Origin of the sequence: Pseudomonas sp. NFACC41-3, from assembly GCF_900109505.1 — a bacterium.
GTDB classification, from domain to species: Bacteria; Pseudomonadota; Gammaproteobacteria; order Pseudomonadales; family Pseudomonadaceae; genus Aquipseudomonas; species Aquipseudomonas chlororaphis.
In genome coordinates, this window is record NZ_FOAE01000007.1 from 115,520 (window position 1) to 134,797 (window position 19,278).

The 19,278-nt window shown below is 62.5% G+C and carries 16 protein-coding genes; 8 read left to right on the top strand and 8 right to left on the bottom strand.

Features of this window, described 5'->3' with window-relative positions:
* Positions 1 to 135: 135 nt before the first annotated feature.
* The 5 genes from BMY68_RS28305 (at position 136) to BMY68_RS28330 (ending at position 8,677) form a co-directional block, all read left to right on the top strand.
* Entirely contained in the window at positions 136 to 3,975 is a 3,840-nt protein-coding gene (locus BMY68_RS28305) for a sensor domain-containing protein (protein WP_085534605.1), read from the top strand.
* 236 nt (positions 3,976 to 4,211) lie between these two features.
* Complete coding sequence (glyA, locus tag BMY68_RS28310; RefSeq protein WP_009045723.1) at positions 4,212 to 5,465, top strand: serine hydroxymethyltransferase; 1,254 nt, start codon at positions 4,212 to 4,214, stop codon at positions 5,463 to 5,465.
* A 354-nt stretch (positions 5,466 to 5,819) separates the two neighbouring features.
* Positions 5,820 to 7,133 carry a C4-dicarboxylate transporter DctA gene (locus BMY68_RS28320; RefSeq protein ID WP_009045724.1) on the top strand — a complete coding sequence of 438 codons (1,314 nt, stop codon included), beginning with the start codon at positions 5,820 to 5,822 and terminating at the stop codon, positions 7,131 to 7,133.
* Positions 7,134 to 7,216: 83 nt separating this feature from the next.
* Positions 7,217 to 7,921, top strand: coding sequence for a FadR/GntR family transcriptional regulator (locus BMY68_RS28325; protein WP_053281003.1), 705 nt, complete (start codon positions 7,217 to 7,219; stop codon positions 7,919 to 7,921).
* 45 nt (positions 7,922 to 7,966) lie between these two features.
* On the top strand, positions 7,967 to 8,677 hold the full coding sequence (locus BMY68_RS28330; protein WP_085534603.1) for a GntR family transcriptional regulator: 711 nt from the start codon (positions 7,967 to 7,969) through the stop codon (positions 8,675 to 8,677).
* Positions 8,678 to 8,758: 81 nt separating this feature from the next.
* On the opposite strand, the gene yjiA is transcribed toward BMY68_RS28330, so the two are convergent.
* From yjiA to BMY68_RS28345, 3 genes are all read right to left on the bottom strand, one after another.
* Positions 8,759 to 9,730 (bottom strand): GTPase, encoded by a 972-nt coding sequence (gene yjiA, locus BMY68_RS28335; protein WP_085534601.1) that lies wholly within the window; start codon positions 9,728 to 9,730, stop codon positions 8,759 to 8,761.
* 151 nt (positions 9,731 to 9,881) lie between these two features.
* Positions 9,882 to 10,079, bottom strand: coding sequence for a YbdD/YjiX family protein (locus tag BMY68_RS28340; protein ID WP_007930039.1), 198 nt, complete (start codon positions 10,077 to 10,079; stop codon positions 9,882 to 9,884).
* Between the two features lie 15 nt (positions 10,080 to 10,094).
* Entirely contained in the window at positions 10,095 to 12,161 is a 2,067-nt protein-coding gene (locus tag BMY68_RS28345; protein WP_009045728.1) for a carbon starvation CstA family protein, read from the bottom strand.
* Between the two features lie 210 nt (positions 12,162 to 12,371).
* Here BMY68_RS28345 and BMY68_RS28350 point away from each other — a divergent pair, with 210 nt between their 5' ends.
* Together BMY68_RS28350 and BMY68_RS28355 are read left to right on the top strand one after the other, a co-directional pair.
* Entirely contained in the window at positions 12,372 to 12,833 is a 462-nt protein-coding gene (locus tag BMY68_RS28350) for a methyltransferase family protein (protein WP_007930037.1), read from the top strand.
* 53 nt (positions 12,834 to 12,886) lie between these two features.
* Positions 12,887 to 13,255 (top strand): PilZ domain-containing protein, encoded by a 369-nt coding sequence (locus BMY68_RS28355; RefSeq protein ID WP_007930036.1) that lies wholly within the window; start codon positions 12,887 to 12,889, stop codon positions 13,253 to 13,255.
* A 25-nt stretch (positions 13,256 to 13,280) separates the two neighbouring features.
* Here BMY68_RS28355 and BMY68_RS28360 read toward each other — a convergent pair whose 3' ends face one another.
* From BMY68_RS28360 to katB, 4 genes are all read right to left on the bottom strand, one after another.
* Positions 13,281 to 14,009 (bottom strand): hypothetical protein, encoded by a 729-nt coding sequence (locus BMY68_RS28360; RefSeq protein ID WP_085534599.1) that lies wholly within the window; start codon positions 14,007 to 14,009, stop codon positions 13,281 to 13,283.
* 24 nt (positions 14,010 to 14,033) lie between these two features.
* On the bottom strand, positions 14,034 to 15,401 hold the full coding sequence (gene radA / locus BMY68_RS28365; protein ID WP_007930034.1) for a DNA repair protein RadA: 1,368 nt from the start codon (positions 15,399 to 15,401) through the stop codon (positions 14,034 to 14,036).
* A gap of 45 nt (positions 15,402 to 15,446) precedes the next feature.
* A complete protein-coding gene (locus BMY68_RS28370; RefSeq protein WP_007930033.1) occupies positions 15,447 to 15,995 on the bottom strand; it encodes an ankyrin repeat domain-containing protein in 549 nt (182 codons plus the stop codon).
* Positions 15,996 to 16,182: 187 nt separating this feature from the next.
* Positions 16,183 to 17,724, bottom strand: a complete 1,542-nt coding sequence (gene katB, locus BMY68_RS28375) for a catalase KatB (RefSeq protein ID WP_085534597.1) — start codon at positions 17,722 to 17,724, stop codon at positions 16,183 to 16,185.
* Positions 17,725 to 18,010: 286 nt separating this feature from the next.
* Between katB and mscL the strand changes: the two genes are divergently transcribed.
* On the top strand, positions 18,011 to 18,424 hold the full coding sequence (gene mscL / locus BMY68_RS28380; protein WP_085534595.1) for a large-conductance mechanosensitive channel protein MscL: 414 nt from the start codon (positions 18,011 to 18,013) through the stop codon (positions 18,422 to 18,424).
* 53 nt (positions 18,425 to 18,477) lie between these two features.
* Here mscL and BMY68_RS28385 read toward each other — a convergent pair whose 3' ends face one another.
* A complete protein-coding gene (locus tag BMY68_RS28385) occupies positions 18,478 to 19,254 on the bottom strand; it encodes a ferredoxin--NADP reductase (RefSeq protein WP_009045734.1) in 777 nt (258 codons plus the stop codon).
* Between the last annotated feature and the right edge of the window lie 24 nt (positions 19,255 to 19,278).

Here is a 19,278-nt window from a genome sequence, read left to right on the forward strand (position 1 = left end):
CTACCTCAATGGCCGGGCAAGGTCCAGCCAGCCCGGACTGGCACTTTGCCACAACTCAAGGCATGCTAGCCGCCCTTCGGGCGTCCGGCTTATAGTGCACGTCGCGCCAGTCCAGCCAAACCGCAGGATCACAGTTTGTCCAATGCCACTCCGCCCTTTTCCCTGCGCGCACCTGCACCTGCGTCCGGCTCGCCCCTGCGCGGCACCGTGAAAGGCGTGCTGGCGACCCTGGTCCTGCTGCTGCTCGCCCTGCTGTTCTGGCAACTGCTCGACCAACTGCAACAGACCCGCAAAGACCAGCGTCAACATGCGATCGACTACAACGCCGACCTGGCCGAGCACATCAGCCTCAACCTGGCACTCAATGCGCAGATCGCCCTCAACCTGCTGCCGATCGTCGAGCCGCCCCAGAATGCCGAACAGCAACAACTGCTGCTGAAAAAGCTGCAGTTGTCCCTGCCCGACCTGCAAAGCATCGCGTTGCTGGATGCCAAGGGCCAGCTCATCAGCGACAGCGGCGCCGACGGCCAGGACGCCGCATGGCTCGCCGAGCTGACCAGCCGCAGCCGAGGCCAGCGCTATTACTACAGCAACGCCACCAACGGCGCGCTGGTACAGCTGCTGTTGCACCAGCCCAGCGGCGCCCTCAAGAGTTACTGGGTGCTGCGCCTGGCACCGTCTTTCGTCCAGTCCCTGCAGCCCAGTCCCGACCAGGGTTTTCACCCGACCTGGGTCATTGAAAACCGCCTGAACCAGAAAACCCTCAGTCGCGACGACGGCAGCAGCACCTCGGTGAGCACCGACGACATCGCCAACAGCGTGCTGGTCGCCCCCCTGGGCAATAGCGACTGGCAACTGCGCGGCCTGTTCGACGAGCGCGCGGTGATCGAGCAACTGTTGCCGGCGTTTATCGCCAAATGCCTGCTGGGGCTGGCGTTTTCCCTGCTGCCGGTGATCGCGTTGCTGAACATGCGCCGCCGCCAGCGTCAGTTGCACGAAGGGCGTCGGCGCTATCAGGATATTTTCGAAGGCACCGGGGTCGCTCTCTGTGTCCTGGATATCTCCGGGCTGCCGGCATTTCTCGACAAGGCGCAACTGCACGACAGCGAACAGCTCAAGGCCTGGCTGGAGCACAACCCACAGCAGCGCCAGCTGCTGCTTGAAGAACTGCGCGTCACCGAGGTCAATCAGGTAGCCCTGCGGCTGCTCAACGTCGACTCCTGCGAGCAGGCCTGGAAACTGCTGATCGAAGGCAGCCCGCTCCACAGCAGCGCCATCGGCAACCAACTGCTGGAGACCGTGATCAACCAGCACAAACAGCTGGAGCTGGAAATCCGCCTCAGCGACGCCCAGGGCCACGACCAGCATCTGTGGCTGGTCCTGCGCCTGCCGGAAGACCCCTGCGACTATCGCGCGGTGATCCTCAGCATCAGCGACATCACCAGCCGCAAGCTTATCGAGCTGTCGCTGCTGGAGCGCGAGGGTTTCTGGTCGGATGTGGTGCGCACCGTGCCGGACCACCTGTATGTGCAGGACGTCATCAGCCAGCGGATGATCTTCAGCAACCATCACCTGGGCCAGACCCTGGGCTACAACAAGACCGAACTGCACCAGATGGGCGAGTATTTCTGGGAAATCCTCCTGCACCCGGAAGACGCTGACCTCTATCACCGCCTGCGCCAGGAACAGCGGCATGCCGGCTACCTGCAGTTGCTGCAGTGCCATTTGCGCTTTCGCCACCGCAGCGGCCAATGGCGCTGTTTCGACATCCGCGAACAGGCCCTGGCGCGGGACAAGTACGACCAGGTCACGCGCATCATCGGCGTGGCCAAGGACATCACCGACCAGATCGAGGCCAGCGAATCCCTGCGCGACAGCGAACGACGCTATCGCATGCTCGCCGAAAGCATCAGCGACGTGATTTTCTCCACCGACAGTAAGATGGCCCTCAACTATGTCAGCCCCTCGGTGCAGTCGGTACTGGGTTATGACGCGGAGTGGATCTTCCAGAACGGCTGGCAATCGACCATCGCCAACCCGCAACAGCTGACCGGCATCTATGCCCTGATGGAGCGGGTCAGCAAGGCCCTGGACAAACCCGAGCAACTGGCGCGATTGCGCAACCAGGTGCAGACCCAGTTGTTCCTGTTCGACTGCCTGCGGGCCGACGGGCGCAAGATTCCGATCGAGTTGCGCCTGGTGCTGGTATGGGACGAACACGGCGCTTTCGAAGGCGTGCTCGGGGTCGGCCGCGATATCAGCCAGCAGCGTCGCGCGGAAAAAGACCTGCGCATGGCGGCCACGGTATTCGAGCACTCGACCTCGGCGATCCTGATCACCGACCCGGCGGGCTACATCGTCCAGGCCAACGAGGCGTTCAGCCGGGTCAGTGGCTACGCGGTGTCCCAGGTGCTCGACCAGTTGCCGAACATGCTCACCGTCGACGAGCAACAGGAAGCCCATCTGCGTTATGTGCTCAAGCAGTTGCACCAGCACAGCACCTGGGAAGGCGAGGTCTGGCTCAAGCGGCGCAACGGCGAGCACTATCCGGCCTGGGTCGGCATCACCGCGGTGCTCGATGACGAAGGCGACCTGGCCAGCTACGTGTGTTTCTTCACCGACATCAGCGAACGCAAGGCCAGCGAACAGCGCATTCACCGCCTGGCCTACTACGACGCCCTGACTCACCTGCCCAACCGCACCCTGTTCCAGGACCGCCTGCACACCGCCCTGCAATCGGCGGAGCGGCAGAAGTCCTGGGTGGTGCTGATGTTCCTCGACCTGGACCGCTTCAAGCCGATCAACGACTCCCTGGGCCACGCCGCGGGCGACCGCATGCTCAAGGAAATGGCCACCCGCCTGCTCGATTGCGTCGACGATGACGACACCGTGGCGCGCATGGGCGGCGATGAGTTCACCCTGCTCCTGCAACCGCGGACCAGCCGCGAGATCGCCCTGAACCGGGCGATCCACGTCGCCGAACAGATTCTCGCCAGCCTGGTGAAGCCGTTCGTGCTCGAAGGCCGTGAGTTCTTCGTCACCGCCAGTATCGGCATCGCCCTGAGCCCGCAGGACGGCAACGAACTGAGCCAGCTGATGAAAAACGCGGACACCGCGATGTACCACGCCAAGGAGCGCGGCAAGAACAACTTCCAGTTCTACCAGGCCGACATGAACGCCAGCGCCCTGGAACGCCTGGAGCTGGAAAGCGACCTGCGCCACGCCCTGGAACAGCAGGAATTCATCCTCTACTACCAGCCGCAGTTCAGCGGCGACGGCAAGCGCCTGACCGGCGCCGAGGCCCTGCTGCGCTGGCGCCATCCGCGACGCGGGCTGGTACCGCCGGGGGACTTCATCCCGGTGCTCGAAGAACTGGGACTGGTGGTGGATGTCGGCGACTGGGTTATCAGCGAAGCCTGCCGCCAGCTCAAGGCCTGGCACCAGGCCAAGGTCCGGGTGCCGAAGGTCTCGGTGAACATCTCGGCCCGGCAATTCTCCGATGGCCAGCTGGGCATGCGGATCGCCACCATCCTCAAGGACACCGGCCTGCCGCCGGCCTGCCTGGAGCTGGAACTGACCGAAAGTATCCTGATGCGTGAAGTCAGCGAGGCGATGCAGATCCTCGACGGCCTGAAGAACCTCGGCCTGAGCATCGCAGTCGACGACTTCGGCACCGGTTATTCATCGCTGAACTACCTCAAGCAGTTCCCCATCGATGTCTTGAAGATCGACCGCACCTTCGTCGACGGCCTGCCGTCCGGCGAGCAGGACGCGCAGATCGCCCGCGCCATCATCGCCATGGCCCACAGCCTGAATCTGGCGGTGATCGCCGAGGGCGTGGAAACCCATGAGCAACTGGACTTCCTGCGCGAACACGGCTGTGACGAGGTCCAGGGCTACCTGTTCGGCCGGCCGATGCCGGCCAACAGCTTCGAAGGGCAGTTCAGCAACGACGCGCTGTTCATGTTCGATTGATCAACCTCGCCTTCCCTGTAGCCGCTGCCGCAGGCTGCGATAAGGCCGAAGGCCTTCAGTGGCCTCAAGAGCACGACCACTGCGTGGTCGATCGCAGCCTGCGGCAGCGGCTACAGGACTCAGCCTGGGCAGCTCATGAACACCACTTGTCTGCGACATGATGTCCTTTCATATGCCATCTAAAACCCGTTGGGTTAGAATGCCCCCCTTTTCTGCCCCGATCCTTGAGGACCGCCATGTTCAGCCGTGATTTGACTATTGCCAAGTACGACGCCGATCTCTTTGCCGCCATGGAGCAAGAAGCTCAGCGCCAGGAAGAGCACATTGAGCTGATCGCTTCGGAAAACTACACCAGCCCTGCGGTGATGGAAGCTCAAGGCTCGGTGCTGACCAACAAATACGCCGAAGGTTACCCAGGCAAGCGTTACTACGGTGGCTGCGAATACGTCGATGTGGTTGAGCAGCTGGCCATCGACCGTGCCAAGGAGCTGTTCGGCGCCGACTACGCCAACGTTCAGCCGCACGCCGGCTCGCAAGCCAACGCCGCCGTTTACCTGGCGCTGCTGTCGGCTGGCGACACCATCCTGGGCATGAGCCTGGCCCACGGCGGTCACCTGACCCACGGCGCCAGCGTTTCCTCCTCCGGCAAGCTGTACAACGCCATCCAGTACGGCATCGATGCCAACGGCCTGATCGACTACGACGAAGTCGAACGCCTGGCGGTCGAGCACAAGCCGAAAATGATCGTGGCCGGTTTCTCTGCCTACTCGCAGATCCTGGACTTCCCACGTTTCCGCGCAATCGCCGACAAGGTCGGTGCCTACCTCTTTGTTGATATGGCTCACGTTGCGGGACTGGTCGCCGCTGGCGTCTACCCGAACCCGGTGCCTTTCGCCGACGTGGTAACCACCACCACCCACAAGACCCTGCGCGGTCCACGTGGCGGCCTGATCCTGGCGCGCGCCAACGCCGACATCGAGAAGAAGCTGAACTCCGCGGTATTCCCGGGCGCCCAGGGCGGCCCGCTGGAGCACGTGATCGCGGCCAAGGCGATCTGCTTCAAGGAAGCGCTGCAGCCTGAATTCAAGGCCTACCAGCAACAAGTGGTGAAGAACGCCCAGGCCATGGCCGGCGTGTTCATCGAGCGCGGTTTCGACGTGGTTTCCGGCGGTACGCAGAACCACCTGTTCCTGCTGTCGCTGATCAAGCAGGAAATCTCCGGTAAAGACGCCGACGCCGCCCTGGGCAAGGCTTTCATCACCGTGAACAAGAACTCCGTGCCAAACGACCCACGCTCCCCATTCGTCACCTCCGGCCTGCGCTTCGGTACTCCGGCAGTGACCACTCGCGGCTTCAAGGAAGCCGAGTGCAAGGAACTGGCGGGCTGGATCTGCGACATCCTGGCCGACCTGAACAACGAAGCGGTGATCGACGCCGTTCGTGAGAAAGTCAAAGCCATCTGCAAGAAGCTGCCGGTATACGGCGCTTAATTAGCAGAGCGTTACCTGAAAAGCCCGGCCTTCGCGCCGGGCTTTTTTTCGTCCGCAAATTGCCTGGCCCGGGACCTGTAGCCGCTGCCGCAGGCTGCGATCGGCCGGCACGGCTGTGACACTCTGAAGATCGCAGGAAGGCCTTCGGCCTTATCACAGCCTGCGGCAGCGGCTACAGGACCAGCACCACTGGTCAGACCGGTCATGCCAATTTTCGGATTTACCCTTGTATTCGCGGGAAACTCGGGCATAGACTGCGCCTGCACTGGACATACCGGTAAGACCACAATAATTAAGTCCCGAATCTGATGCGCTCCGCGCACGGCAGCCGGGACACCGACCAGGATTCCCCTCATGCTCAGATGGTGCTCGCGTTCGATTTTCCTCCAGGTAGTCCTCGGACTGATGCTCGGCATCGTGTGCGGACTGACACTCCCCGAATACTCCTCGCAACTCAAGCCACTGGGCGACGCCTTTATCAAGCTGATCAAGATGCTGATCGGCCTGATCGTCTTCTGCGTGGTGGTCAGCGGCATCTCCGGCGCCGGCGACCTGAAAAAGGTCGGACGCATCGGGCTCAAATCGGTCATCTACTTCGAAGTCCTGACCACCATCGCCCTGGTGATCGGCCTGGTCTTCGCCTTCACCACTGGCATCGGCAGCGGCGCCAATATCCATCTGGAACAGCTGTCCGCCGCCGACATGGGCGACATCGCCCAACGCAGCCAGCACATGCACGGCACCTCCGAGTTCCTGATGGGGCTGATCCCCAACTCGGTACTGGGCGCCTTCGCCGAAAACAACATCCTGCAGGTACTGCTGTTCTCCGTGCTGTTCGGCAGCGCGTTGAACCTGGTGGGCGAAGCCGCTTCCGGCATCTCGCGGCTGATCAACGAACTCAGCCACATCATCTTCCGCATCATGGGCATGATCGTGCGCCTGGCGCCGATCGGCGTGTTCGGCGCCATCGCCTTCACCACCAGCAAATACGGCCTGGACTCGCTGCAGCACCTGGGCAGCCTGGTGGGCCTGTTCTACCTGACCTGCTTCGCCTTCGTGGCGGTGATTCTCGGGCTGGTCATGCGCTGTTCCGGCCTGCGCATGCTGCCGTTCCTCAAATACCTGCGCGAAGAGCTGCTGATCGTCCTCGGCACCGCCTCCTCCGACGCCGTACTGCCACAGATCATGCGCAAACTGGAGCACCTGGGCATCGGCAGCTCCACAGTCGGCCTGGTCATCCCGACGGGCTACTCGTTCAACCTCGACGGGTTCTCGATCTACCTGACCCTCGCCATCGTCTTCATCGCCAATGCCACCGGTACGCCGCTGTCGATGTCCGACCTGCTGACCATCCTGCTGGTGTCGCTGATCACCTCCAAAGGCGCCCACGGGATTCCCGGTTCGGCGCTGGTGATCCTGGCCGCCACCCTGACGGCGATCCCGGCCATCCCGGTGGTGGGCCTGGTGCTGGTGCTGGCGGTGGACTGGTTCATGGGCATCGGCCGGGCGCTGACCAATCTGATCGGTAACTGCGTCGCCACCGTGGCGATCGCCCGCTGGGAAAAAGACATCGATATTCAACGGGCCAACAAAGTCCTGAGCGGCCAGCAGGGCTATGGTTTCCAACCGCGCAAACCGCTGCCCGGCGCGCAGCAGCAGGAGTTCTGAGGCATGCCTTGTGCCTCTCGCCGGCAGGCACAACAATCAGCGCCTGCCATGGGCCTCATCCGCCATATTCCAGGGAGTGAACAGTGATCACCTCGTCAACGGTTGTAAATTCAGTGGTAGAAAAGCTGCGGGCGGCCTTGGCCCGTGGCCAATGGCGCTCCGGCGACATGCTGCCGGGGCAACGTGAATTGGCCGAGCAACTGGGCATCAGCCGCCCGAGCCTGCGTGAGGCGGTGACTGTTCTGGAAACCCTGGGCCTGGTGCGCTCCATGCCCGGCAAAGGCGTGGTGGTGCTGGAGGCCAGCCTCAATGAACAACCGGCCAGCGACAGCGGCGTGGCGGGCGCCAGCCTCGAGGATGTGCTGCAACTGCGCTACACCCTCGAGCCGTTCATCGTCGGCCTGGTGGCGCAGTCCATCAGCAGCAAGGAAGTGGGCCAACTGCGCCTGACCCTGATGGACATGCGCGAAGCCCTGGACGCCAACGACAGCGAAGCCGGGATGAACGCCTACATCGCCTTCCATGAAGAGCTGTTCACCCTGACCTCCAACCCGATCTTCCAGAACGTGGTGCAGCAGACCAGCAACGCCCTCAAGCAGAGCGCTGAGATCCTGCGCAACTCGCCGGAGCACCTGGCCGAACGCCTGGAAGAAAACGAAGCGGTGGTCCGGGCGATCCGCAACAAGAACAGCGCGCTGGCCAGTGCCGAAATGCGCCGGCACATCCTCAAGGAAGGCCAGCGCATGGGCATCGAGCTGAACATCCCGGACGACCATCTGGGCAACTAAGCCGCACCAACACCTTCGTATCGGTAACCGGACTGGAGACAGGCCATGGCCAGCTACGCCTTGAACAAACTTGCATTTCCCCTCCCCACTGCCCTGCCACGGCGCCGCAGCGGCGAGAAAAAACTGCTGGTCGACGATGTCTACCCGCAGATTTTCGATGCCATTCTCGAACAACGCATCGCCCCCGCCAGCCGGTTCACCGAGGACAGCCTCGGCGAAGTGTTCGGGGTCAGTCGCAGCATCATTCGCCAGGTCCTGGCGCGTTTGTCCCACCAGCAGGTGATCATCCTGCGGCCCAACCACCGGCCTCAGGTGGCGGCTCCGGACCACGAGCAAACGCGGCAGATCCTGCATGCCCGACGCCTGACGGAAATCACCCTGGTCAGGCTTGCCTGCCAGCAATCGGCACCGCGCAACCTCAAGCGTCTGCGGGAGCTGATCGCCGCTGAGCGCGACTGCATCGACCGCGGCTTGCGTGGCCCGGCGATCCGCCTGTCCGGCGAATTCCACCTGCAATTGGCCGAGGTGGCCGGCAACGCGCCGCTGGCGCACTTCCTCGGCAGCCTGGTGCCGCTGACGTCATTGGCGATTGCCCACCATGAAACCCGCGCCTGCAGCCATTGCGCCTGGCAGGAGCACGCGGCGATTGTCGATGCCATCGAAGACGGTGACGTAAAGGCCGCGGTCGCCTTGATGACCGGGCACCTGGATCACCTGGAGGAAAGGCTGCTCAAGGCCAGCGCGGGTTCGCAGTAACCGGCGTTTCGCGAGCACGCTCGCTCCTGCAGACCGGAGCGGGCTTGTTCGCGATGACCTCGTGGCAAATGTGTAACGAAACTACTGCGCCGCCATCCGGGCGAACCCGGCACGGATCTTCTCTTCCGGCAGATCGTCGGCAATAAACACAATCACGCTCTCCCGTGTCTCGCCTTCGGCCCATTCGGTATCCCAGTCGAAACCGTACAGCTTGAGCACACCCTGGAACACCAGGCGCCGTGGCTCGCCGGCAATGTTCAGCACGCCCTTGTAGCGCAGCAGCTGCTTGCCATGTTCTTCCAGCAGCTCGTTCATGAACTCGCTGAGTCGGTCGATATCCAGCGGCGCGTCGGTGCGCAGCACCAGGCTGGAAATACGATCGATAGAGGGCGCCTTGCTCACCGGACGCAGGCTGACACCGCCGCCCAGGTCGGCATTCAGGTTGAAGCCTCGCACATCCAGCAGTTCGGCCAAATCGATGCGCCCATGCTCGACCACACGGATCGGCGCACGGCGGTTGATCCGGGTCAGGCGCTCGCTCAGCGCATTGAAGGTCTGCTCGTCCACCAAGTCGCGCTTGCTCACCAGCAAGCGGTCGGCAAAGCCGATCTGGGCCTGGGCGATGGTCTGGGTCAGGTGGTGCTCGGCGTGCCTGGCGTCCACCAGGGTGATGATGCCGTCGAGGATATAGCGCTCGCGCAGCTCTTCGTCGATGAAGAAGGTCTGGGCCACGGGCGCGGGGTCGGCCAGCCCGGTGCATTCGATCACCAGCCGGTCGAAGGCGATCTCGCCGCTGTCCAGCCGTTCCAGCAACAGGTACAGCGCCTTGGTCAGATCGGTGTGGATGGTGCAGCAGACGCAGCCATTGGACAGCGTCATCACTTGTACCGGCTCGTCGCCCAGCAACTGGGTGTCGATGCCGGCATCGCTGAATTCGTTTTCGATCACGGCGATTTTCAGGCCGTGCTCGGCCTTGAGCAGGTGACGCAGCAAGGTGGTTTTGCCGGCGCCGAGGAAGCCGCTGAGAACGGTGACGGGGATTGGAGAGGACAAAAGCGGTTCTCCTGAAAAAATGGGAACGCAAAAACAACTGTAGGAGCGAGCTTGCTCGCGAAGAACTCAAGGACACCGCGTGCGTTCAGAATGAACTCGGCGTCTTTACGTTTTTCGCGAGCACGCTCGCTCCTACAGAGGGACTAACGAATCAACAGCATTTTGGCCCGGCTTTGCCGCCGTACCGTGCTTCCTGGCGTTCCCGGAAGAACGCCTCGTACGACATCACCGGCTTGTCCGGGTGCTTGGTCTGCATATGCTCGACGTAGTTGTCGTAGTCGGGCATGCCGACCATCAGGCGCGCGGCCTGACCGAGGTATTTACCGAGGCGACTCAGGTCATTGAACACGATTGCAATCCTCGATCAAGCATCTGGCAGTGCATGGAATGGCGATTCTTTATCCGTGCGCTCTTTTTTACCCCAGGCGGAAATACCCACCTTGAGGGCGTAGAACAGGATGCTGAATACCACCAGCAGGAACAGCACCGTCAGCGTGGCGTTGGTGTAGGCGTTGAAGATCACGTGCTGCATCTGCGTGATGTCCTTGGCCGGCGCGAGGATCTGACCATTGGCCAGGGCATCGCTGTACTTCTTGGCCAGGGCCAGGAAACCGACTGCCGGGTTGGCGTCGAACAGCTTGATGAGGCCCGCGGTGGTGGTGCAGATCAGCAGCCAGGCGGCTGGCAGCAAGGTCACCCAGATGTAGCGTTGACGCTTCATCTTGATCAGCACCACGGTGCCGAGCATCAGCGCGATACCCGCCAGCATCTGGTTGGAGATGCCGAACAGCGGCCACAGGGTGTTGATGCCACCCAGCGGATCGATCACGCCCTGGTACAGCAGGTAACCCCAGAGGGCCACGCAGCCCGCGGTGGCGATCAGGTTGGCGGTCCAGGACTCGGTGCGTTTCAGTGCCGGCACGAAGGAACCCAGCAGGTCCTGCAGCATGAAACGACCGGCACGGGTACCGGCGTCCACCGCGGTCAGGATAAACAGCGCTTCGAACAGGATCGCGAAGTGGTACCAGAACGCCATGGTGTTCTCGCCCGGCAGCACCGTGTGCAGGATCTGCGCGATACCGACCGCCAGGGTCGGCGCACCGCCAGCACGGGCCAGGATGGTGGTTTCACCGATGTCCTTGGCCACCGCTTGCAGGGCGTCCGGAGTGATGGCGAAGCCCCAGCTGCTAACCGTCTGCGCCACAGTGACCACGTCACCGCCAACGATGGCCGCCGGGCTGTTCATGGCGAAGTACACGCCAGGCTCGATCACCGAAGCGGCAACCATCGCCATGATGGCCACGAAGGATTCCATCAGCATGCCGCCGTAACCGATGTAACGGGCGTTGGTTTCGTTATCCAGCAGCTTCGGCGTGGTCCCGGAAGAGATCAGCGCGTGGAAGCCGGACACCGCGCCACAGGCGATGGTGATGAACAGGAACGGGAACAGGCCGCCTTTCCAGACCGGGCCGGTGCCGTCGGTGAACTGGGTCAGCGCCGGCATTTTCAGCTCGGGCATGGTGATCAGGATGCCGATCGCCAGGGCGATGATGGTACCGATCTTGAGGAAGGTCGACAGGTAGTCGCGAGGTGCCAGGATCAGCCATACCGGCAGCACCGCGGCGACGAAACCGTAGCCGATCAGCATCCAGGTGATCTGTACGCCGGTGAAGGTGAAAGCCTTGGACCACACTGGATCCGCGGCAATCTGGCCCCCCAGCCAGATCGAGCCCAGCAGCAGGAGCACGCCGATGACGGAGATTTCACCGATGCGGCCCGGGCGGATGTAGCGCATGTAGACGCCCATGAACATCGCGATCGGGATGGTCGCCATCACCGTGAAAATGCCCCACGGGCTTTCGGCCAGGGCCTTGACCACGATCAGCGCCAGCACCGCGAGGATGATGATCATGATCAGGAAGCAGCCGAACAGCGCGATGGTCCCGGGGATCCGGCCCATTTCCTCACGGACCATGTCGCCCAGGGAACGGCCGTTGCGCCGGGTGGACATGAACAGGACCATGAAGTCCTGCACCGCCCCCGCCAGCACCACCCCGGCAATCAGCCAGAGCGTGCCGGGCAGGTAGCCCATCTGCGCCGCCAGCACCGGACCCACCAGTGGGCCCGCGCCGGCGATGGCCGCGAAGTGGTGACCGAAAAGAATGTGCTTGTTGGTCGGAACGTAGTCCAGACCGTCGTTGTTGAGCACGGCGGGGGTGGCCCGGCGCGCATCGAGCTGCATCACGTTGTTAGCGATGAACAGGCTGTAGTAACGGTATGCGACCAGATAGATGGCCACGGCAGCGACCACGATCCACAAGGCGTTGATCGCCTCGCCGCGGCGCAATGCCACTACGCCGAGGGCGCACGCTCCTACGATTGCCAGCACCAGCCAGGGTAAGTGGCGTAGCGGGCTATTATTATTTTTCATTTTATTATTCCAGCCAGGGTGGACAAGAAAGACAGCCATCCGGAGTTTAGCGCTACTGGCCCCAAAGGCCACCCCCCACGTTGGTCTAGAGCGTCCTTTTGAGTTTTTTCCTAGGTTTTGCACCGCCTCGGTGCAAGCGTTTGCGCAAGCACTGAACCACCCGAGCGAAAAAGCGGTCGCACCTTTAACGACTCGTCGCCTGGAGTGCCCATGCCCGCGCCGCCCAATAGACCGCCGTTGTCACCGCCGCTGCTGTATCTGCTGTTCCTGGTGGCGGCGCTGTCGCTTGCCGACGGAGTGCCCTTGCCGGTCCCGGTCAACGGCTGGCTGCGCACCCTGGCCCTGCTGTTGATTATCGGCGGCCAGGGCCTGTCGTTCTGGGCGATGTGGCGTCTCAGGCAACGGCACACCACCACCAGCAATGCCGGCGAACCCCGGCGCCTGCTGTGCGATGGCCCGTTCGCAATCTCGCGCAACCCCATCAATCTCGGCGACACCCTGGGTTACTGCGCCATCGCCCTGTTGCTCGGCAGCCTGTGGCCATGGCTGCTGTTGCCGCTGCTGATTTACCTGATGAACCTGACGGTGATCCGGCCGGACGAGCACCATCTGCTGGAGTTGTTCGGCGACCGCTACCGTGACTATTGCCGCAAGGTGCGCCGCTGGCTGTAGCGGGTTGGGCAAACCCGGGTCTATAGTCATTTCACCATGCAGGGGGGCTGCTCATGAGCGAACACCATTCCGATCGTCGCCGTTTCAAACGCATCGCCTTCGATGCCCGTACCGAACTGAGCCAGGGTCCTTATCGCTGGTCCGTGCAGTTGGTCGATCTCTCGCTCAGGGGCATGCTGATCCAGCGCCCCGATCCCTGGCTGGGGGACGAAAGCCAGCCGTTCGAAGCCGATATCCATTTGAGCGATGACGCCGAAGTACGCATGGACGTGCGACTGGCGCACGACGATCACGGTCAGTTGGGCTTCGTCTGCCTGCATATAGACCTGGAGTCGATCGAACATCTGCGCCGGCTGATCGAACTGAATCTCGCCGACCCGCAGGAGCTGGAGCGCGAGCTGGGGGCGCTGCTGGAGGTTTGAGCGCCCGCCTCTTCCCGTCAGCCGTTCAGGGGAACGCCGAGGGCTCGGGGAATTCGCTTTCCATATCCCAATAACCGGGCTGTTGCCGACTGGCGGCGGTCCACTGCCCGTCCACCCAGCGATAAATCCGGTAGGTGGTCACAAAATCGTCACCCTCGCTGGCAGGCGCTGAAGACACCTGGGCGATCGACTCGGTAGCCCCCGATGCCGATGGAAGGATCTGCCAGGCCGCCTTGCCGGTCTGGGCCATCGCCAGCGGTCGCTGCTCCCCGTTTTCGTCCCGATACAGTACGGGCTCCAAGTGGCTTTGCGTCGGCGCCAGGATCTGCGTGGCCGGGCCGCTATAGCTGCCCATTGGGGCCGTCTGATCGACGGTGAGGAAAAACGCCGGGTATGGCAGGCCACTGAGCGGCGCCTTCTCCACCTTCGCCAGCGGGTAGCCCAGGGACTGCTCGGCCAGCACTTCGCCGGCCTCCGACACCAGGCGCACCCGAGCCTCCAGCTGCGGCTGGTGCTCGCTGTCCGTCGACTCGTCGAAGGTTTCCTCGTCCAGGCCGCTGCCCCAGCTCTGCGCATGCAATTGCGCGGTGATGCGTCGGTCTTCCAGCACCTCGAGCACCGTGCCGTCGCCGACCAGCAGTTCCTGGGCGATCCGATAGCCGTGCGGCGCATCTTCCTGGCTGGCCACAGCCAGGCCGCTGGCCCACAACAGCGTAAAACCAAGGGCGCCGAGGCCCACTCCTGTCATCCGCATCAACTGCTTCCTTTCAGTAAGGGATCATTCGAACAGCGCATCCAGCGCCTGCTCCAGACGGGTTACCGCAATGATCCGCAGGCCCGGTGGAGGCTCTTTAGGGGCATTGCCCTTGGGCACGATGGCCCGTTTGAAGCCGTGCTTGGCCGCTTCCTTGAGGCGCTCCTGGCCGCTCGGCACCGGGCGCACTTCACCGGACAGGCCGACTTCGCCGAACACCAGCAAGTCGTGGGGCAAGGGCCGATTGCGCAGGCTGGACATCACCGCCGCCATCAACGCCAGGTCGGAGGCGGTTTCCAGCACCTTGACCCCGCCGACGACGTTGAGGAACACGTCCTGATCGTGGGTCGGAATGCCGCCGTGGCGGTGCAGTACCGCCAGCAGCATCGCCAGGCGATTCTGGTCCAGGCCCAGGGTGACCCGCCGCGGATTGGCCAGGTGGCTGTCATCCACCAGCGCCTGGACTTCCACCAGCATCGGCCGGGTGCCTTCCCAGGTAGCCATGACCACACTGCCCGGGACTTCTTCCTGGGCACGGGTGAGAAAGATCGCCGAAGGATTGGAAACTTCTTTCAGGCCGCGGTCGGTCATGCCGAACACGCCCAGTTCGTTGACCGCGCCGAAACGGTTCTTCACCGCCCGCAGCAAGCGCAGGCGGCCGTCGGATTCACCTTCGAAATACAGCACGGTGTCGACCATGTGCTCGAGAACCCGCGGCCCGGCCAGCGCGCCCTCCTTGGTCACGTGGCCCACCAGGAAGATCGCCGTGCCGCTCTGCTTGGCGTAGCGCACCAGCAGCGCCGCGCTTTCGCGCACCTGGGAAACACCGCCGGGGGCCGATTGCAGTTGCTCGGTGAAGATGGTCTGGATCGAGTCGATCACCATGACCTTGGGCTTCTCCTGCCGGGCCGTGGCGATGATGGTTTCGATACAGGTTTCGGTCATCACCCGCAGCTGGTCCTGGGGCAGGCCCAGGCGCCGGGCGCGCATCGCTACCTGTTGCTGCGATTCCTCGCCTGTGACGTAGAGCGCCGGCATGCGCGTGGCGATGTTGCACAAGGTCTGTAACAGAATGGTCGACTTGCCGATCCCCGGGTCGCCGCCGATCAGCACCACCGAACCGTCGACCAGGCCGCCGCCGAGCACCCGGTCCAGCTCGCCGGAAGCCGTGGAAAAACGCGGGATCTCTTCGACGCTGACCTCGGCCAGGGTCTTGATCTGCGCCTGCTGCCCGGCCCAGCCGGTACGACCGCTGGGGGCCGCGGCACCGCCGCTTTCCACCATGGTTTCGGTCAGGGTGTTCCAGGCCCCGCATTCGCCGCACTGGCCGGCCCATTTGGGAAAGGTTGCGCCGCACTCGGTGCAGCCGTACATGCGCTTGGCCTTGGCCATCTGATCCCCCGGGCAAAACCGCGATGATAGCTCAGCTGGAGCGGATCAGCGCGGCGCCACCGTGCGGATTTCGCCCTCGGCCAGACGCGTGGCGCTATTGCCCAGCGAATCTTCGGCATTCAGGTCGGCGCCCTTGGTCGCCAGGGCGTCGAGCAGTTCCACCCGCTTGAACAGCCCGGCGTACATCGCCGCCGTCTGGCCGGCGCCGTTGCGCTGATCGGGGTTGCAGTCGGTGGCCAGCAGGCGCCGGGCGATCTTCACTTCGCCCTTGAAAATGGCGCCCATCAGCGCCGTGTTGCCTCTTTTATCCTGCACGCAGGCGTCGGCACCGGCGGCCAGCAAACGCTCCACCGCCGGCCCCTGGCCGTGATATGCCGCGAGGATCAGGGCGGTGTAGCCCTTCTCGTCCTGGGTATCGAGGGAATATCCGGCCTCGATAAAGGTATTGAGCATCTCGACGTCGCCGCGACGGGCCGCATCGAAGTAGTAATTCTCTAGTTGGACCTTGACCGCCACCGGGTCCGCGGGGGCCGGTGGCTGCGCATGAGCGCCCAGCGAGCAGGCGGCCAGCAGCAGCGAAATGAACAGGCGCATGGTGCGACTCCCTTGTCTCAAAGATTCTGTAGGAGCGAGGCTTGCCCGCAATGACTTCAGCCCGGGCAAACGTTCGTCAGCTAGAACGCCATCACCGGCATTGGGGCCGCTTTGCGGCCTTTCGCGGGCAAGCCTCGCGCCTATATAAAGAGGAAGCGTCACGCCAGGGGCGTGACGCGGGGTGGGATCAATCCGACAGCTTGGCGGCCAGGGCCTTGACCCGGGCCAGGTCGCCCTTGGCCACCTTGGTCACGCCAGTGCCGTACTCCGGATCGGCCTTGTAGAGGAACGACAGCATGATGTGCTTGCTCTCGTCATCGGTGGTCGCCAGGGAGCCACCGAAGTTCTCGATCAGGTCCTGACGCTCCTTCTCGCTCAGCGAACGATACAGATCGCCGGCCTGCTTGAAGTTCTGCTCGCGCTGGATCTTCGCCTGCTGGGTGCTGCCACTCAGCGCCAGCTGGCTGTAACGCGCGCTTTGCGGCTCTTCACGCGGCATCAGGCGGCTCGGCTGGTAGTTCACGCCGGTGCTGGTGCTGCCGCTGTTCATCGCGCCATCCTGGTTGCCATTGTTCACCGCGACTTTCGGCGCGTTGATCGGCAATTGCAGGGCGTTGGCGCCCAGGCGGTACAGCTGGGTATCGGCATAGGAGAACACCCGGCCTTGCAGCAGGCGGTCTTCCGAAGGCTCGATGCCCGGCACCAGGTTGGCCGGGGCCATGGCCACCTGTTCGGTTTCCTGGAACACGTTGGCCGGGTTGCGGTTGAGCACCATCTGCCCGACCTTGCGCTCAGGCACGCCCGGCCAGATTTTGGTGGCATCCAGCGGGTCGAAATCGAACTTGGCCAGATCTTCCGGCTTCAGGACCTGGACATACAGGTCCCATTTCGGGAAGTCGCCCTTGTTGATATGCGTGACCAGGTCATTGGTCATATGGCTGTAATCACGCCCCTGCACCTCGACCACTTGTTTGGGATCGAGGTTGTTGATGCCCTGCAAACTCTTCCAGTGAAACTTCACGTAATGCACTTCGCCCTTGGCATTCACCAACTTGTAGGCGTGCACGCCGTTACCGTCCATTTCCCGGTAACTGGCCGGAGTGCCGGAATTGGAATACAGCTCGGTCAGGGTCCGGGTGGCTTCCGGAACATGGGAGAAGAAATCGAAGCGCCGGGAATCGTCATCCAGGTTGGTGCGCGGATCAGGTTTGAACGCATGCACCATGTCCGGGAATTTGATCGCGTCGCGAATAAAGAAAGTCGGGAAGTTGTTGCCGACCAGGTCCCAGTTACCGTCGGCGGTATAGAACTTGGTGGCAAAACCGCGCGGGTCACGCAGGGTTTCCGGCGAGTGGTTGCCATGCACTACCGCGGAAAAACGCACGAATACCGGTGTTACCTGGCCGGCGGCGAATACCTTGGCCTTGGTCAGGTCGCTCAGGCTGTCGGTCACGGTGAAGGAACCATGGGCACCGGTGCCACGGGCATGCACCACCCGCTCTGGAATGCGCTCGCGATCGAAACGCTGGAGTTTCTGGATCAACTGCACATCCTGCAGCAATACCGGTCCGGTAGCGCCCGCAGTCTGCGAGTTCTGGTTATCGCCCACCGCGGCCCCGTTATCGCGGGTCAGAGTGGCGGCCTGTACGGAAAGAGAAAGCATACTGGCGGCGAGTACGCCCAATACGCGTCGTTGGGAAAAACTCCCAAGGCCAATGATCATGGTCATGTTTTATTCCTCTGGTTTTAATCGAACGCATCCAGGTGCGCCTGTCAGAGGCTAGTGACCAAAGAGTCGAACTCTAAATAGAAAGGTCGCAACAGTCTGATTGAAAAAATATTCTGGTATCTAAGAGCAAGCGCGGGTATTTCGCGCGCGATTGATGGCACTTTGTAAACTATTTGCCGTTAACTCGGTCGATAACTGCGAACGCTGTAAGCAGTTGTTGCAAGCAAGATACCTTGTGCTGAATTACACTGCGTTCACCAACCTCATCTGTAACAAGGAATAACCTATGAGCGTGCTAAGTGAGTTCAAGGCCTTCGCGGTCAAAGGTAATGTGGTCGACATGGCCGTCGGTATTATCATCGGCGCCGCATTCGGCAAGATCGTCTCGTCGTTTGTTGGTGATGTGGTGATGCCGCCAATCGGCCTGCTGATCGGTGGGGTGGACTTCAGTGATCTGGCGATCACGCTCAAGGACGCCGTCGGCGAGACACCGGCCGTGACGCTGGCCTATGGCAAATTCATCCAGAGCCTGATCGATTTCATCATCGTTGCCTTTGCCATCTTCATGGGTGTGAAGGCGATCAACCGCCTGAAGCGCGAAGAGGCCGTGGCGCCAACCCTGCCGCCGGTTCCGACTAAGGAAGAAGAGCTGCTGGGCGAGATCCGCGACCTGCTCAAGGCGCAGAACAACAAGCCCTGAGGCTTCTGCCGCAACAAAACGGCGCCCCCTGCAAGTCAGGCGGCGCCATTTTTTTACCAGTAGTTTTCCACCGCCACCTGCCCGGGCCGCCGGGTCAGGCTCAGGTGCATATCCCGTTGTTTGAGCAAGGCGCGGGTGTCGTCGATCATCTGTGGGTTGCCGCAAAGCATCACTCGCGAGTGCTCGGCGCTCAGGGGCACGCCAGCGACCCGTTCCAGTTCGCCACTCTCGATCAGATGGGTGATCCGCCCGTTGAGGCTGCCCGGATGCTGTTCACGGGTCACCGTGGTGATGACTTGCAGCTTGTGGGCAACTTCCGCCAGATAATCGCGCTGTTTCAGCTCGGCCAGCAATTGCTGATAAGCCAGCTCCTTGGCTTCGCGCACGCTGTAGACCAGGATGATCCGCTCGAATTTCTCCCAGACTTCGAAGTCCTGCAGGATCGAAACAAAAGGCGCGATCCCGGTGCCGGTGGACAGCAACCAGAGGTCGCGGCCATCGACGAAACGGTCCAGGGTCAGATAACCGAACGCCTGGCGGTCCACCATCAGGGTATCGCCCTCCCCCAGCCGGCTCAGCTCGCTGGTGAACTCGCCGCCGGGCACGACAATGGAGAAGAACTCAAGAAACTCGTCGAAGGGCGAAGACACCATGGAGTACGCACGCCACACCGTGCTGCCATCGGCCTTGGTCACCCCCAGGCGGGCGAATTGCCCGGCACGAAAGCGAAAACCCGCGTCCCGCGTGGCGCGCAGGGTAAACAGGCTGGGAGTCAGGGGCTGGACGTCGAGCAAGGTCTGGCGCGTGTATTTTTCTGCACTGGCAGTCATGGCAGGCTCCAATAAGCGAATGCC